This window comes from uncultured Paenibacillus sp., assembly GCF_963515335.1.
In the GTDB taxonomy this organism is placed as follows: domain Bacteria; phylum Bacillota; class Bacilli; order Paenibacillales; family Paenibacillaceae; genus Paenibacillus_I.
Window position 1 is genome coordinate 1 of the sequence record NZ_CAUPYC010000088.1, and the last position, 15,686, is coordinate 15,686.

Annotated in this window: 18 protein-coding genes and 1 riboswitch; of the genes, 16 read left to right on the top strand and 2 right to left on the bottom strand. The window is 54.4% G+C overall.

The genetic code is table 11. The features are described 5' to 3' along the window. Nucleotides 1–99: 99 nt before the first annotated feature. Nucleotides 100–633 (bottom strand): transposase, encoded by a 534-nt coding sequence (locus RWM61_RS18710; protein ID WP_314003638.1) that lies wholly within the window; start codon nt 631–633, stop codon nt 100–102. Nucleotides 634–862: 229 nt separating this feature from the next. Between RWM61_RS18710 and RWM61_RS18715 the strand changes: the two genes are divergently transcribed. From RWM61_RS18715 to rsmI, 10 genes are all read left to right on the top strand, one after another. Further along, the gene (locus RWM61_RS18715; protein ID WP_314003640.1) at nt 863–1,048 is read left to right on the top strand and encodes a sigma factor G inhibitor Gin; all 186 of its coding nucleotides are present in this window, start codon (nt 863–865) and stop codon (nt 1,046–1,048) included. Nucleotides 1,049–1,140: 92 nt separating this feature from the next. Next, entirely contained in the window at nt 1,141–2,652 is a 1,512-nt protein-coding gene (locus RWM61_RS18720; protein WP_314003642.1) for an aminotransferase class I/II-fold pyridoxal phosphate-dependent enzyme, read from the top strand. 78 nt (nt 2,653–2,730) lie between these two features. After that, the gene (tmk, locus tag RWM61_RS18725) at nt 2,731–3,384 is read left to right on the top strand and encodes a dTMP kinase (protein WP_314003644.1); all 654 of its coding nucleotides are present in this window, start codon (nt 2,731–2,733) and stop codon (nt 3,382–3,384) included. Nucleotides 3,385–3,423: 39 nt separating this feature from the next. Then, a complete protein-coding gene (locus tag RWM61_RS18730; RefSeq protein WP_314003646.1) occupies nt 3,424–3,753 on the top strand; it encodes a cyclic-di-AMP receptor in 330 nt (109 codons plus the stop codon). 65 nt (nt 3,754–3,818) lie between these two features. After that, nucleotides 3,819–4,262 carry a YaaR family protein gene (locus RWM61_RS18735; RefSeq protein ID WP_314003648.1) on the top strand — a complete coding sequence of 148 codons (444 nt, stop codon included), beginning with the start codon at nt 3,819–3,821 and terminating at the stop codon, nt 4,260–4,262. Nucleotides 4,263–4,312: 50 nt separating this feature from the next. After that, nucleotides 4,313–5,302 carry a DNA polymerase III subunit delta' gene (gene holB, locus RWM61_RS18740; protein WP_314003650.1) on the top strand — a complete coding sequence of 330 codons (990 nt, stop codon included), beginning with the start codon at nt 4,313–4,315 and terminating at the stop codon, nt 5,300–5,302. Then, nucleotides 5,295–6,098, top strand: coding sequence for a stage 0 sporulation family protein (locus tag RWM61_RS18745; protein WP_314003652.1), 804 nt, complete (start codon nt 5,295–5,297; stop codon nt 6,096–6,098). Before holB ends, RWM61_RS18745 begins: the two co-directional genes overlap by 8 nt. Before the next feature lie 36 nt (nt 6,099–6,134). Then, on the top strand, nt 6,135–6,515 hold the full coding sequence (locus RWM61_RS18750) for a DNA replication initiation control protein YabA (protein WP_314003672.1): 381 nt from the start codon (nt 6,135–6,137) through the stop codon (nt 6,513–6,515). A gap of 82 nt (nt 6,516–6,597) precedes the next feature. Then, nucleotides 6,598–7,377 carry a tRNA1(Val) (adenine(37)-N6)-methyltransferase gene (locus RWM61_RS18755; RefSeq protein ID WP_399539019.1) on the top strand — a complete coding sequence of 260 codons (780 nt, stop codon included), beginning with the start codon at nt 6,598–6,600 and terminating at the stop codon, nt 7,375–7,377. Beyond that, nucleotides 7,374–8,312: a 16S rRNA (cytidine(1402)-2'-O)-methyltransferase gene (rsmI, locus tag RWM61_RS18760; RefSeq protein ID WP_314003656.1), complete on the top strand. Its 939-nt coding sequence runs from the start codon at nt 7,374–7,376 to the stop codon at nt 8,310–8,312. The genes RWM61_RS18755 and rsmI overlap by 4 nt, the downstream gene beginning before the upstream one ends. Nucleotides 8,313–8,520: 208 nt before the next feature. Here rsmI and RWM61_RS18765 read toward each other — a convergent pair whose 3' ends face one another. Beyond that, on the bottom strand, nt 8,521–8,775 hold the full coding sequence (locus RWM61_RS18765; protein WP_314003658.1) for an AbrB/MazE/SpoVT family DNA-binding domain-containing protein: 255 nt from the start codon (nt 8,773–8,775) through the stop codon (nt 8,521–8,523). Nucleotides 8,776–9,047: 272 nt separating this feature from the next. On the opposite strand from RWM61_RS18765, the gene RWM61_RS18770 reads away from it, so the two are divergent. The 6 genes from RWM61_RS18770 to yabG all read left to right on the top strand — a co-directional run bounded on the left by RWM61_RS18770 (nt 9,048) and on the right by yabG (nt 15,594). Next, nucleotides 9,048–10,346: an HD domain-containing protein gene (locus RWM61_RS18770; protein WP_399539016.1), complete on the top strand. Its 1,299-nt coding sequence runs from the start codon at nt 9,048–9,050 to the stop codon at nt 10,344–10,346. Nucleotides 10,347–10,380: 34 nt separating this feature from the next. Next, nucleotides 10,381–11,148 carry a TatD family hydrolase gene (locus RWM61_RS18775; protein WP_314003662.1) on the top strand — a complete coding sequence of 256 codons (768 nt, stop codon included), beginning with the start codon at nt 10,381–10,383 and terminating at the stop codon, nt 11,146–11,148. A gap of 179 nt (nt 11,149–11,327) precedes the next feature. Then, nucleotides 11,328–11,526, top strand: a riboswitch (cyclic di-AMP (ydaO/yuaA leader). 256 nt (nt 11,527–11,782) lie between these two features. Then, a complete protein-coding gene (locus RWM61_RS18780; RefSeq protein WP_314003664.1) occupies nt 11,783–12,931 on the top strand; it encodes a ubiquitin-like domain-containing protein in 1,149 nt (382 codons plus the stop codon). A gap of 206 nt (nt 12,932–13,137) precedes the next feature. After that, the gene (rnmV, locus tag RWM61_RS18785) at nt 13,138–13,701 is read left to right on the top strand and encodes a ribonuclease M5 (RefSeq protein WP_314003666.1); all 564 of its coding nucleotides are present in this window, start codon (nt 13,138–13,140) and stop codon (nt 13,699–13,701) included. Continuing rightward, nucleotides 13,698–14,600: a 16S rRNA (adenine(1518)-N(6)/adenine(1519)-N(6))-dimethyltransferase RsmA gene (gene rsmA / locus RWM61_RS18790; protein ID WP_314003668.1), complete on the top strand. Its 903-nt coding sequence runs from the start codon at nt 13,698–13,700 to the stop codon at nt 14,598–14,600. Before rnmV ends, rsmA begins: the two co-directional genes overlap by 4 nt. A 79-nt stretch (nt 14,601–14,679) precedes the next feature. Further along, nucleotides 14,680–15,594 carry a sporulation peptidase YabG gene (gene yabG / locus RWM61_RS18795; protein ID WP_314003670.1) on the top strand — a complete coding sequence of 305 codons (915 nt, stop codon included), beginning with the start codon at nt 14,680–14,682 and terminating at the stop codon, nt 15,592–15,594. Nucleotides 15,595–15,686 lie beyond the last annotated feature (92 nt).

The window sequence follows — 15,686 nt, forward strand, 5'->3', positions numbered from 1 at the left end:
GGTCCCGGGAGAGTAGGACGTTGCCAAGCACGAACAAACCCGTTAAGTCTGCCTGACCGGCAGCGCTTAACGGGTTTGTTGTCGTGTCTTTACGTTTCTTTAACGATGGTAGAAGCTTACGTCGGCCGACTCAAGCTTTAATACGCCGTCCCGGCGGTTTTTGCGTAGTTTCCGCAGTATGGCCATCCGCGGAGCAATTGTCCAAAGATGCCAGCAAATGAAACTGATCATATAAGGCTCCGTGACCCATGGATAGACGACAGTGATGACGCATAATCCGAACCACAACAGATGGCGGTGAAGCCTCCGGAACAGAGCGTGCTCGACCATTTGAACAGGCACATATCCGATCCAGGGGGCGGCAACACGCCAGCTCCATCGCCTGTCGTCCTGTTCATCGACACGGATCATTGTAAGCCGAATAATAATAAAATGAACCAGTTGAATCCCGAGCAAGCCCAGCATCCAAGCCAGTACGCCTTCGGTCCCGTACATAGAACCTTGGAATAATCCGAACATCAGGACAATCGACAAATAGCCGGCGATCGTTTCTTTATGCATCGGTATTTTTCGTACCAATTGGTAATGATAGACCGTCGCTTGTTCCGCAAGCTTTTGTTCCCTTTGCGCCATGACTGTCCTCCGACAAAAAATGTTTCTTTCTACACAATATCGGTTCCGAACGTTCGGAAATGAATGGTGACCGCCTCGGCATATCCATTTGCTCCGGAACCGGAACCAAATAAGCGCTGAACGCATATGCTGTAAAAATATTTGAAATGGGCTATGAAACTCCGTATAAACTGGTAGAGTCTGTGGCATACTAATAGGTAAGAGATAACGGGTTAAAGGCGGGATTCGAATGAACGAAACAAGCGGCACCTGCTGCATTATTTGCGGACAGCTCAAAGACATGGGCATTCACATCGTCACGGAATTTATTTGTGAGGCGTGCGAGTTTGAAATCGTGCGGACGGATGTAAAGGATGAGAAATATCCGTTTTTTGTCCATCAGCTGAAGCAGATCTGGGTGCAGAATAACGTGTAATCAACCGTCCCGTCAAAGGAACGGTTCTTTTTTATCCGCTTCATCGTTTACAATAGAAGAAAACGGATGAATGAAGGAGATCCAAGCCACGAATGATGACACCGTTTCATGCGCCATTATATAAAGCGCTGGTCGACCGTCTTCAAGCCGGTCCTCTAAGCTTTCACGTCCCGGGTCATAAAAACGGTACCCAAGCCGCAGGAAGTCCATATGAGCGGTTTCACAATATTATGGCCATTGATGTAACCGAGTTGTCCGATACGGATGATCTTCACCATCCCGAGGGCGTTATTCGAGAAGCGCAGCAATTGGCGGCCGCCTGCTTCGGAGCGGACGAAACGCTGTTTCTCACAGGGGGAAGCACGGCCGGAAACCTGGCGATGATTCTGGCGGTTTGCGCTCCCGGCGAGACGCTGATCGTTCAGCGAAATATACATAAATCGGTTTTGCACGGCCTGATGCTGGCTGGGGCCTATGCCGTATTCATATCCCCCGTGACGGACTCTTCGTCCGGATTGGCGACAATCCCCGCACTGGAGGACGTAGAGGAAGCGATTCGCCGTAATCCTCATGCGAAGGGAGTTATGCTGAGCACCCCCAATTATTACGGAGTGTGCAGCGATCTAACCGATTATGCGCGTCTTGCGCACCGAATGGGCTTGCCGCTGCTTGTCGACGAAGCTCATGGCGCCCATCTGGGCTTGCACCCTGCGCTTCCGCCTTCGGCTTTGCAGGCCGGAGCGGATGCGGTCGTGCAATCCACGCATAAAACGCTTCCCGCGCTTACGATGGGTGCCATGCTGCACGTATCAGGCGATCATATTTCCAGAGGCGCGCTGCGCCATGCGCTTACGTTGATACACAGCTCCAGCCCTTCCTACCCGATAATGGCTTCCCTCGATATTGCCCGGGCAATGGTCGCCGCCGAAGGTTCCGCCTTGTTCGATAAAGGGCTGATTACCGTGAGCCGTTTCCGCCGTGGGATGAGGGAACTGGAGTCGGTGTATACGCTTTTAGAGGAGAGCGACCTTACGCTAAGCGGCATCAGGCTGGATCCTTTCCGAATCGTATTATACGACCGGACGGGCACACTCAGCGGCTTTCAATTGCTTGAGCTGCTGTCCGAGCGCAACTGCTGGGCCGAAATGGCGGACGAACGTTATGTTGTTCTTATTTTCGGTGTACGCTCATCCGGGCAGGACGCCGATAAATTGTATGAAGCATTGCGGGATATTGCCGGTCAAGCGGGATTAACAGAAAAGGCATCCGACAACGCAGCCGATCGCATGGATCATCATGAGGTCATTAACGTGTACGGTCACGCTGAACGCATCGGAAGCCCCTTCTTGATCAGCAGAATGCTGCCGGCTGACGAGGTTGCGGAAATGGTTCCGCTAATCGATGCGTTGGACCGAAAAGCGGCGGAACCCGTTATTCCTTATCCTCCCGGCATTCCTTTGGTTTATGCGGGCGAGTCGATCAGCCGGGAGGCCATAAGCGCAATTCGTTCGCTCGCAGCGGCGGGCGCCCGGTTCCAGAATGCTTCCGACGCATCGATGGGCTTTCTGAAGGTGTTCAAGTCCGATGCCATGCATAGCCGTTAGAGTATAGGATGTTTTGGGGTTTATGTTTGCCGGGCGCTTTGTTATCATGATTATAATCGATCACGAAGGAGCAGGACCGTGGGAAAAGGATTTTTCATAACCGTCGAGGGCGGAGAAGGGGCAGGCAAAACAACGCTGATTGCTCGATTGGCGGAGTGGTTGGCCGAGCAAGGCTATGAGGTCGCGGTGACTCGGGAGCCGGGCGGCATTCCGATAGCCGAGTCGATACGGGCGGTTATTCTTGATAAAAATAATACGGCGATGGATCCCCGGACGGAGGCGCTGCTTTATGCGGCGGCCCGTCGTCAGCACCTTGCCGAGAAGGTGCTGCCCGCTTTGAACCGGGGGGCCGTTGTGTTGTGCGACCGGTTCGTGGACAGCTCTCTGGCCTATCAAGGACATGCCCGCGGGCTCGGAGTGGACGCGGTTTGGGATATTAACCGGTTCGCCGTTGACGGCACAATGCCCGATCTGACACTCTATATGGATATTAGCCCGGAAATCGGCCTCGGCCGGATCCGGGCCGCGGATGAGCGTGAAATCAACCGGCTTGACCTGGAAAGCATAGCGTTCCATCGGCTCGTTCGGGAAGGTTATGAGCTGCTGCAGGAACGTTTTCCGGGACGGATCGTCAGGATTGACGCCGAGTCGGATGAGTACACGGTGCTGATGCGGGCGATTGAGGAAACGAGTCGTCGAATTAAAGGGTTTACACACATGAATGTCAAATAATATATAATAGAATTATGTTAAGACATTGGAGGGGTTAGGATGAAGCTAGTCGTCGCCATTGTGCAGGATAAAGACAGCAACCGATTGTCGAATGCGCTTGTGAATGAAGGCTTCCGCGCCACCAAGCTGGCCAGTACCGGCGGATTTCTGCGGGCCGGCAATACGACCTTTATGATCGGGATAGAAGATGAGCGCGTGTCGGATGTTTTGCAGGTTATCCGGAACAATTGCAAAGTGCGTGACCAACTCGTTACCCCCGTATCTCCGATGAGCGGCTCCACCGATTCGTATATGCCTTTTCCAGTGGAAGTACAGGTGGGCGGCGCCGCCGTTTTCGTACTGCCGGTCGAACGATTCGAGCATTTCTGAATGAGCGGATCGGGGTCTTCGCACAGCCGATCGGATTATTTTGCAACCCCGGATGTGAACGTTAAATGAAAATCAATCCCGGTTTTCGACCGCTCGGCCAAGACCGAACGAGGGGTGAAGCTTCTGCCCGGCCGCTCCAAGCGAAAAGTTTCGCGGATATTATGGGCGGCCAGGAGCAGCAGCGAACGGAAGAAGAATTGCAGCGGAAGCTGAACGATATTCATAAGCAGGGCGAGCGGTTCGCGCGTTCCATGACCGTTCGCGAGTTAAAGCTGTACCGGCATATGGTTAAGCAGTTTCTTGAGGATACGGTACGCCGCGGCATCCGATTGAAAGAAACGAAGGGCTGGGACCGCAGAGGAAGGACGAAGCGCTACAAGCTGCTCGAGGAAATCGACGAGAAGCTTGTCTTAATGGCGGACGAGCTGCTTAGGACCGAACAGGGCCGTATTGCCTTGCTCGGTACGGTCGGCGAGATACGCGGCATGCTGGTCAACCTTTTTTTCTAGACAGAGTCCCGGATGTGATGAACAAGATATAGAACGGAGAACCGATTGCCATGGGATTTCAAGCTGTTGCCGGCCAATCGAAAGCGAAACGAATGCTCCAATCCGCCATTCGCCGGAACAGCGTGTCGCATGCTTATTTATTTGCCGGTCCTCCCGGCACGGGACGAAAAGCCGCAGCGATGGCTTTCGCCCAGACACTGTTCTGTTTATCGGGTGGCGACGATGCTTGCGGGCAGTGCCTGGCATGCCGCAAGTTCGAGCATGGGAACGAGCCGGATTTGCATGTGATTGTCCCGGACGGGTCGTCGATTAAAATCGACCAGATCAGGGATCTGCAGCGCGAGCTGTCGTACCGGGCAGCCGGATCGAAGCGCAAAATCTACATGATGGAGCAAGCCGAAAAAATGACGCCGCAAGCCGCGAACGGCTTGCTCAAGTTTCTTGAGGAGCCGGCTTCTCCCGTAGTTGCGATCCTCATTACCGACAACCCTCATGCCGTGCTCCCGACGATCCGCTCCAGGTCGCAGCTGGTGCCTTTTCTTCCGGTCTCGCCGGAAGAGATGCTCGAGACGCTGCTTAAGGAGGGGCAACCCGAACTGGCGGCCCGCGCGGCCGTGCATTTGGCATCGGGGATTGAGGGCTGCCGGGCGTTAATCCCGCAAGAGGGGTTTGCAGAAACGAGAAACGTAGTGATACAATTGGGAAAGGACAGTCTCGGGCGGCTTCCGTCGGCGATCGTGACGGCGGGCCAGCACCTGGTCAAAGGCGGACTGGGCGAGCGTCCTGAGCTGTTGATTCCGTTGTTGTCGTTGTGGTATAAAGATTTGTTGAACGTGCAAGCCGGAAGGCGAGACCGTGTTGTGTTTATAGATCAGATCGACTGGTTGGGCAAGCATGCGTTCACTCGTCCGCCCGAAGCATGGGTGACAGCGATTGAGCTGGTGCTGGAGGCGGGCAAACGGATTCGCGCGCATGTGTCCCCTCAGTTGGCCATGGAGCAGTTTTTAGTGAAATTACAGGAGGGCTACGTCCTTGTATAATGTTGTGGGTGTCCGCTTCAAGAAAGCGGGCAAAATCTATTACTTCGACCCGGCCGCGCATCCTGTTGACAAGGATCAGCATGTGATTGTGGAAACCGCGAGAGGCGTCGAATACGGTAAAGTGGTTGTCGGACAAAAGCAGGTTGGAGAATCGGATGTCGTGCTGCCGCTTAAGCGCGTCATCCGGATCGCCAACGATATCGATGCGCGTGTCGTGGAAGAGAACAAGACGGCGGCGAAGAACGCGTTCTCGACATGTATGGAGAAGATCCGCGATCATCAATTGCGGATGAAGCTGGTAGATGTCGAGTTCACGTTCGACCGGAACAAGATTATTTTTTACTTCACCGCCGAAGGCCGCGTCGATTTCCGCGAGCTGGTGAAGGATTTGGCCAGCGTGTTTCGCACCCGTATCGAGCTTCGGCAGATCGGCGTCCGGGATGAAGCGAAGATGCTGGGCGGCATCGGACCGTGCGGACGCATACTCTGCTGTTCGTCCTGGCTCGGAGATTTTGAACCGGTATCGATCAAGATGGCGAAGGATCAGAATCTGTCGCTTAACCCGACCAAAATATCCGGATTGTGCGGCCGTCTGATGTGCTGTTTGAAGTATGAGCATGACAACTACGAAAGCGTGCGCGAGGAGCTTCCCGCAGTCGGCAAAATCGTAGTCACCTCTTACGGTGAAGGGAAAGTGACGGGCATCAATGCAGCCTCCCGAACGGTGTATGTCGCGCTCTTTGAAGGGGGCGGCAAGCCGAAGGAGCTTCCGTTGGACGATTGCGTTGTAAAATAACGGGCGAGACGTTTCGTGCATCTCTGGGGTGGGAAATTGGAGAACAAGGATCTTTTCACGCAGATGGGCAAGCTGGAGACGAGCATGAGCGCGTTAAGCGACGAGATCGGCGACATGAAACGGCAGATCAAATCGCTCCTCGAGGAGAACAAGCGGCTCAGCATTGAGAATCAGCAGCTCCGCAAGTTGTTGAAACGGGAAACCGCGGCACATCCGCCGGCAGCGAGCCGGAACGCCGATGAGAATATCGACACCGACCCCGAATCGTACCCGGATCCGCTTCAGCCGCCGGTGGGGGAGGGCTATGACAATCTGGCGCGGCTGTACCACGAAGGGTTTCATATTTGCAACGTGTATTACGGCCATTTGAGAACCGAGGGCGACTGTTTGTTCTGCCTGTCGTTCCTAAACAAATAACAGGACTCGAGAGGAGGACCCGAAGGGGTCCTCTTTTGCAGAGCAAAAGGCCGGTGCATCAGACGGCAGAGAAGGAGAATGACTGTTGTCCGATATCGATGAATGGTTGCTGCCCGGCGAGAGGCTGGACGACCTGTTGACACACGATTTGAGAATCATTCAAAGCCACGAGGTTTTCAGCTTCTCGATGGACGCGGTGCTGCTTTCCCGTTTCGCCGCCATGCCCGCACGCGGAAAAGTACTGGATCTGTGCACCGGCAACGGCGTCATTCCTTTACTGCTCTCTACACGAACAAAAGCGGCAATCGACGGCGTCGAAATTCAGCCCCGTCTGGCCGATATGGCACGGCGGAGCGTGAGATTGAATGGGCTGCATGAACGGGTAACCATATATGAAGGCGACTTGCGCACCTTTCATCGGCAAAGCGGTTACGGCGCCTATGACGCCGTAACCGTGAACCCGCCCTATCTGGCGATCACGGGAGGGGACCGCAATATCAATAAACATGTCGAGATCGCCCGGCACGAAATGCACGGCACGCTTGAGGAGATCGTGAACGCATGCGCCAGGCTTGTAAAATCGGGCGGCAAGGTGGCGATGGTGCACCGTCCTTCCCGGCTGATCGAAATCATCCATTCGTTCACGCGCGCCAAGCTGGAACCGAAGCGCATTCGTTTCGTTCACCCGCGCGCGGAAGAGGCGGCGAATATGGTGCTCGTCGAAGCGATGCGGGACGCCAAGCCGGATGTGAAGGTACTGCCTCCGTTAATCGTCTATAATAGTAAGAAGGAATACAATGCGGAGCTCATGCACATCTACTATGGGGATAATCCGGCGGGAAAGAAGGATCATGAAGGATGACGATGCAGGTGCAAAAAAGCTTCGGCGGAGGCGCCGGATCGACGGGGCAAGGAACGTTGTATGTAGTCGGCACGCCCATCGGCAACCTGGAGGATATGAGTTTTCGGGCGATTCGCACGCTGCGGGAAGCGGATCTCATCGCTGCCGAGGACACACGGCAAACCCGGAAGCTGCTGACTCATTTTGAAATCGGGACGAAGCTGGTCAGCTATCATGAGCACAACAAAGCGGCCAGCGGTCCGGAGTTGATCAGGCTGCTGAAGGAAGGAAGCTCGGTGGCGCTCGTGAGTGACGCCGGATTGCCTGCCATCTCCGATCCGGGAGCGGATCTTGTTCGCGATGCGGCTGCACTGGAAATACCGGTCGTACCCATACCCGGGCCGAATGCCGCTTTATCGGCGCTGATCGTATCGGGTCTGCCGACGGAAAGATTCCAATTCGCGGGTTTTCCGCCGCGTGAGCCCAAGGTTTTGATCCGATGGCTCGAGGAGTTGAAGCATTGTACGGAAACCCTGCTTTTTTACGAGGCCCCTCATCGGATTAAGAAGACGTTGCGTGCCATGCTGGACGTATGGGGAGACCGGCGAATCGCGCTCGTACGGGAATTGACGAAACGGCATGAAGAGACGGCTCGCGGCACGATCGCGGAGGCGCTGGAACTATTGGAGCGGCATCCCCCGCGGGGCGAATATTGTTTGGTTGTCCACGGCGCGGATCCATCGGCTATGGCGGCAAGCGGCGATGGTCCGGCGAACGACCGGTGGTGGGAAAATCTAACGGTTACCGCGCATGTGTGGCATTATGAGTCCGAATCCGGCGACCGGAAGGAAGCGATGAAGAAAGCGGCGGCGGATAGGGAAGTAACCAAGAGGGAGATTTACAATGCGTACATAGCGGAAACGGCGGAGCGTGAACAGTCGGAACCGGAGGGCTGACCGAAGGGGGTTGTTTGTCCGGCCGGAAGCCGAAAAAAGACAAAAAAGGGCCTTCCCGGCCGGGTTCTAGCACAGGAAGGCAATAAGGAGTATAAAAAAGGTTAGAATTAACTTGGCAGGATGTTTCTATTATAACTTATATTTCGGAATTTGATAACCTATTTCTTTCCGGCAGTATCCGAAATCCGCAAATCCTTAATTAATTAAATTATTTCGCAACCGGTGCCGGCAGTTCCGATATGCATTCATTGCAAACGATTTTGCCCTTGAAATAAGTGACGTTCTCCGCGTTGCCGCAGAAAATACAGGCCGGCTCATATTTCTTGAGCATAATGCGCTCGCCGTCCACGTAGATTTCCAGAGCGTCCTTCTCTCCAATGCCGAGCGTACGGCGCAATTCGATCGGAATGACGACGCGGCCCAATTCATCAACTTTACGTACGATACCGGTGGATTTCATCATGATCTATCTTTCCCCTCTCAAAATATGGTTCTACAATATTCGACACAATTTTACTTTTTTATTTTTACCATCGTACCAACCATTCCCATAATAGTCAACCGTAATTTAAGGAATTGAATTTCTTTTATCATCCAAATTCCTATGTATATGGGTAATGTCGAAAGATATTTGGTAAAAATCGACACAAAACCTGGAAGATTAAATACGACACCATTCGACAAAATCGAAAATTTTACCCAGTGTTTGAATCACTATTTCCAATCCAAGAGGTGATGGGCGTGCGTTACGATTTGGCTGAAGAAAAGGTATTTAAAGATCCGGTTCATAAGTATATCTATGTGCAGGATCGGACCATCTGGAATTTGATCAATACGAAGGAATTCCAACGGCTTCGCCGTATCCGTCAGCTGGGCACCTCCTATTTGACGTTTCATGGCGCGGAACACAGCCGCTTCTCCCACTCGCTCGGCGTATACGAAATAACGCGCAAAATCATATCGCAATTCGAGCGAAGCCGGTACGCCGACTGGCCGGAGGAGGAACGCCTTTTATGCCTCTGCGCATCCCTTTTGCACGATGTCGGTCATGGCCCCTTTTCCCATTCGATCGAAGACGTTTTCGACACCCATCATGAAGCCTGGACCTGCCGTATTATATTAGAAGAAACAGAAGTGAACCGCATCTTGCGAACGGTATCTCCGGACTTCCCCGAACGGGTCGCTTCGGTCATTTGCAAAACGTACGACAAGCCGATCGTCGTTAGTCTGATCTCCAGCCAAATGGATGCCGACCGCATGGATTATCTGCTTCGCGATGCATACTATACGGGCGTCAACTACGGCATGTTCGATTTGGACCGTATCCTTCGTGTGCTGCGGCCTTACCAGGGTCGCATTGTGGTGAAGGAAAGCGGCATGCACGCCGTAGAGGACTATCTGATGTCGCGTTACCAAATGTATTGGCAGGTGTACTTCCATCCAGTCACCCGTAGCTCGGAAATCATTCTTCGCCAAATTTTTCGCAGAGCGAAGGAGCTTTATGCGGGTAGTTACGGATTTTTGTCGAAGATGCCCGATGCGCTCGTTTCTTTATTCGAGGGCACGCTTGACGTGAATGGCTATTACCGGCTGGATGAAGCGCTCGTTCAGACCGTGTTCATGCAATGGATCCAGGAGCGGGACGAGCTGCTTGCGGAGCTGTGCCGCCGCTTTCTGCACCGCAGGCTTTATAAATACGTTACGATGGACCACCGCGACGAAGCGTTCTGGTCACGAATACGCCACGCTTTCAGGTCTGCGGGACTTCACCCGGATTACCATCTGGAGATTGATTACCCGTTCGATCTTCCGTATCATGTATACCGACCCGGTACAACCGAAGGAGAGAACAAGCCGCCTATTCTGATGCTCGGCGACCAGGACAAATTGGAGGATATCTCCGCCATGTCCGACATCATCCGTTCGATCGCCGGGTTGCACAGAGGCAAGTTTCACCTCTATTACCCAAGAGAGACGCTAATGAAACACAAAAATCATTTCGACACAGAAATTCGACAATTTTTCGAGCTTTGACAATCGGTATATGCAGGGAGGGAAACGTTGCGACATGCTTATCGACACTCACACTCATTTGGATTCCCCGAAATTCGACAACGACCGGGAAGCGGTCATTGCCCGGGCCGTTGAAGCCGGCGTGGGCAAGATGATCAATATCGGTTTCGATCGGGAGACGATTCCGACGACGATGGCGCTGGCGGATCGATATGATTTTATTTACGCAGCCGTCGGCTGGCATCCTGTGGAGAGCATACAAATGCGCGAGGGTGATCTCGAATGGATAGAGGAACTGTGCAAACACGAGAAGGTGGTGGCGATCGGGGAGATCGGATTGGACTACCATTGGGACACCTCACCGAAAGAAGTGCAGCATCGCGTGTTCCGCGAACAAATCCGGCTGGCCAGGAAGATCGGCAAGCCGATCGTGATTCATAACCGAGACGCGCATGAAGATATCGTCCGGATTTTGCGGGAGGAGAAGGCGTCGGAGGTCGGAGGGGTGATGCACTGCTTCTCGGGAAGTTGGGAGACGGCTAAGCAATGCCTGGATATGAATTTCTATATTTCTTTCGGAGGACCGGTTACGTTCAAAAATGCGAGGGTACCGAAGGAGGTTCTCGGCAAAGTGCCGCTCGACCGGATTTTGGTGGAAACGGATGCGCCATACCTGGCTCCCGAGCCTTACAGAGGCAAACGGAACGAGTCCGGACACGTGGTTTATGTGGCCGAGGCTGCGGCCGAAATTGTGGGCATAAGCCGAAACGAACTTGAGACGATCACCACGGAAAATGCCAAAAACTGTTTTGGGTTTCGGTGATTTTGATCACGAAAGGGAGAATTCGAGATCTATCCGGTGAAAAAAGTAATCTTTGTTTGCGAAATTGCAGCTTTTTTACGGGATTTTCCGGAAATAAGCTATATATCGTCTTTAAAGCGTTCTTTACAATGTAGGTCTAAAGGCTGTATGATTTTCCTCAGAGCTTGATGTTGTATCCCATTTCCAGATCGCTTAATCTCCATTCGGAGAGCGGGGGAACCGATACGGCGCTACGCCAACCCACAGCGGACACGTCGTATATGAATTCTTCTTGGGGTGAATTTTTGCAACGATCCATATTTAGGATCCGAGCGAAATAGGGCAACTCTCATGTCCGAACCCGACAGCTAACCTCGCAAGCGTACATAGAGAGGTCGTCTCGTGCATCCACATTTCCCAATGTGAATCTTTGTCTTCCGCGGAAGCCACGAAGGATCCTCTGTCGTCGGCTTCTTTTATTTTGCGAATATCGCAGAATGCCTCGACATAGGGTTACAGGGGAGGTGGACCGAACGGGCGTATCTCTGGGGGCAGGGCGTGCGTGCTGTTCGGCGCATGAAAATAACATATAGTCGCGTCAAAGACAATCATGCATCACTCTATGACGGCGGGGCTATGAAGGAGGACCGAAGAAGTGGGTGTGTTCCGGGTATTGGAATCCCATGGGCAACGATCATCCAGCATGACTTTCGCGTTGCGATGGAAGCATGGAAACTTGCGTTTGATTCTGCTTAGCGCTATTATCTCAATCGCTATGACTTTCATGTTGTTGGTGTTGGTGTACGGAACGGCTGACAAAAGCGTCTCCGTAGTATTGAATGGACAAGAAACCGTTGTTTCAACCAAGCAATGGTCCCTTCAACGCCTATTGGATGAACAAGCCATCACGATCGGACCTAACGATCAGGTATCGATGCCACTCAGCGCGGCCGTCAAAGACGGCGACCGGATCGTTGTCGATCAAGCGGTGCAAGTGACGGTGAAGGCGGATGGAAAGGCTGAAACGTTCTACACGACGGCAAGAACGGTGGGAGCGGCGATCGGGCAAACCGATATAAGTATCCGTGCGCAGGATAAGGTATATCCATCCTTGAATACGGAGCTCAAAAGCCGAATGAACGTAACGGTAGTGCGGATCGACAAGCAGCTTGCGGAGACCGAGCACGTACTGCCGTTCACGGTAGTCAAGAAAAACGATCCGAACTTGGACACCGGCAAAACGAAGGTTGTTCAGAAAGGCCGGCAAGGCCTGATCGTCAAAAAGTTCGAGAAGACGTTCGCGGACGGCAAGCTGGTGGAAACCAAGCTGCTGACCAAGTTTATGGAGACGTCGAAGCGGGATCAGATTGTGGCTGTCGGTACGAAGAAGCCGGAGCCGGAAGTTGTTGTGCTGTCGGCAAAGTCGCCCGAAACGGCGGCCGTCTCGAAGCAGGGCGTTTCGTTCAAGGCGAAGAAGGTGCTGAAGAACGTGACCTTAACCGCCTATACGGCGGGCGTGGAATCAACCGGAAAGAGCAAAAGCGATCCCGAATTCGGGATTACGGCATCCGGCGCCAAGGTAAAAGAAGGCCGTACGATTGCCGTCGATCCGAAGGTCATTCCGATCGGCTGGTGGGTATACATCGAGGGCATCGGCTTCCGCCGTGCGGAGGATACCGGCAGCGCGGTCAAAGGCAACAAGATCGACGTTTACTATGACAGCAGGCAGTATGCTTTGAAGTTCGGCAGGAAAAAAGGCTTTACGGTATACGTGTTAGGTCCGAATAAGCCGACCGCGGCCTAATAACAGGCTGTACAGCCGTTCGGCAACTCGTGATTAATCCTATGAGACTGACGGGATTTTATGCCTGTCCCAACCTCTATGCGCGGCCGCTCTTTTCGGGCGGCTTCGGTAGAGGTTTTTATCTTGTTGGCCATGTATAGCTTTAGACGATCGAGGTCACCCTTAGGTTGCAGCGAAGCCGCGCTTCGGGAAAGGAAATTTCTGCAATGCTGAAAGAAGTTATTGTCGTTGAGGGGAAAGGCGATACCGCAGCGATTAAAAGGGCCGTCGACGCGGATACGATTGAGACCGGAGGCTCGGCGGCGGGCGAAGAGGTGCTTCGGCGGATCGAGCTCGCGGCGGAGCGGAGGGGCGTCATTATTTTCACCGATCCGGATCATGCGGGCGAACGGATTCGGCGTATTGTGGCCGCCCGCGTGCCGGGCTGCAAGCATGCCTTTCTTCCGCAGGAAGAGGCGACGTACAAGGGGGACATCGGCATCGAGCATGCGGCGCCCGGAGCGATCAGGCGGGCATTAGCCTCGGTGCGCTCCGAGGCGGCCTCCAAGGACGGCGGCGAAGTGACATGGGACGATATGATCGCCGCCGGCTTGATCGTTCACCCCGATGCGGCCGCCCGCAGGCTGGCGCTCGGGAAGCTGCTCGGAATCGGGTATGCGAACGGCAAACAGTTCCACAAGCGCTGCACGGTGTTCCGCATCTCCAGGGAGGAGTTCGGACAAGCGGTGTCGGCCATGGAAGCGGGCAAGGAGAGAGGAGACGAACGATGACGGATGAGCGGCGCGGGGCGGCGGTCCCTGAGGTTTCCTCCCCGAAGCGGACGAAGGACATCATTGCCAAGTACGGCTTCCAATTCAAGAAAAGCCTCGGCCAAAATTTTCTTATCGACGGCAATATTTTAGGTAATATCGTAGAGGCCGCCGAATTGGATAAAAGCAAGGGCGCGCTCGAGATCGGACCCGGCATCGGCGCACTCACCGAACGGTTGGCCAAGACGGCGGGCGCCGTCACGGCCGTCGAAATCGACCAACGACTCATCCCGATCCTTCGGGAGGTGCTCGCGCCTTACGATAATGTGAGCGTCGTCCACGGGGACGTGCTCAAGCTTGATCTGAAGGCGATCATCGCCGAACGGTATAAAGGCGTGAATCCGATCAGCGTGGTCGCCAATCTTCCTTATTACGTAACGACGCCTATCCTGATGAAGCTGCTTGAGGATCGGCTGCCGCTCGAACATATCGTCGTCATGATTCAGAAAGAGGTCGCGGAGCGTATGGCGGCAAAGCCCGGCGGCAAGGATTACGGCAGCTTGAGCATCGCCGTCCAGTACTATAGCGAGCCGCAAATCGTCTGCGCGGTTCCCCATACCGTATTCATTCCGCAGCCGAACGTCGATTCGGCCGTCATCAAGCTGACGCTGCGCGATCGGCCGCCTGTCGATGTCGAGGACGAATCGCATTTTTTCCGCATCGTGCAAGCCTCGTTCGCCCAGCGTAGGAAGACGCTCGCCAACAACTTGTCCCTCTTATTCGGCAAAGAACGCCGCGAAGAGACGGCGGAGCTGCTGCAAGCGTGCGGCGTCGATCCCGGACGAAGAGGAGAAACGCTGTCGCTGGCGGAATATGCGCGCATCAGCAACGCGCTGCTCGCCAAAGGCTGGCCGATATAATCGGCCGGCCTTTTGTTGTGCGCCACGCTCACCAACCCTGGCGTTCTCCCATAGGATAGACGAAGAGGTGATTTGGCCCATGAGACAAGGGGACTTTGTCGTGCGTAAATCTTACGGCGGCGACGTGTTGTTCCGGATTGACGGGTTCGTGCGGCATTCGGCAATCCTGAAGGGAACAGACTATCGGCTGCTGGCCGATGCGCCGTTCTCGGACCTGGAGGTCGTCGACGACCCGGAGTCGACCGGCGCTGTCCGCGAGGTGCGGGTGAAGGAGCATGAAACGATGAGGCGCTTCCAACGACAAACTCAACGGCTGCATGAAGAGCGGGAGGGAGAACCGGCGGGAAGGGGGACGCCGCCGACTGCCGACATGTATTTCGATGTGCCGGGTAGAGTGCTGCATTTGGACGGCGACGGCTTGTACATGCGTAAAAGCATGCAGCTGTACGGCCAGCTTCGCGTGCCCGCGCACGGTGTGCATGCGCATGAATCGCAAATGCCGGATCTGCTGCGCCGGCTGCTTCCCCGAATCCAACCGGATATCGTCGTCATAACCGGACATGACGGCGTCCTGAAACATCCGCCCGGCGGCGTCGAGGACACGGCGCACCGGCCGCAGGAAGGGTTTCAACATCTCAGCAGCTACAAAAATTCGCTTAATTTTGTGAATGCCGTGCGGGTGGCGCGCGAGTATGACCGGAACCGCGACAGCTTGGTCGTGGTGGCCGGCGCTTGCCAATCCCATTTTGAAGCGCTGCTGCAAGCCGGTGCGAATTTCGCCAGCTCGCCCGGCCGTATTTTGATCCATGCGCTCGATCCGGTATATATCGCCGTGAAGGCGAGCCACACGTCCATCCGCGATACGATCAGCCTGGCGGATATCGTGAGGGGAACGATCAGCGGAGCGGAAGGCGTCGGGGGCATTGAAACGATGGGGAAACACCGCATTGGCCTGCCCAGGCCGAAAACGGTGCAGAAGGCGGCTCTAATGTAAGCCGTGAACCGGCAGGAATGGTTAGAGAAGATTTTTAATGAAAGAGCTAATTGCGATGTCCGGCAAGCCGGACGGGACAAGGGAAGCGGGAT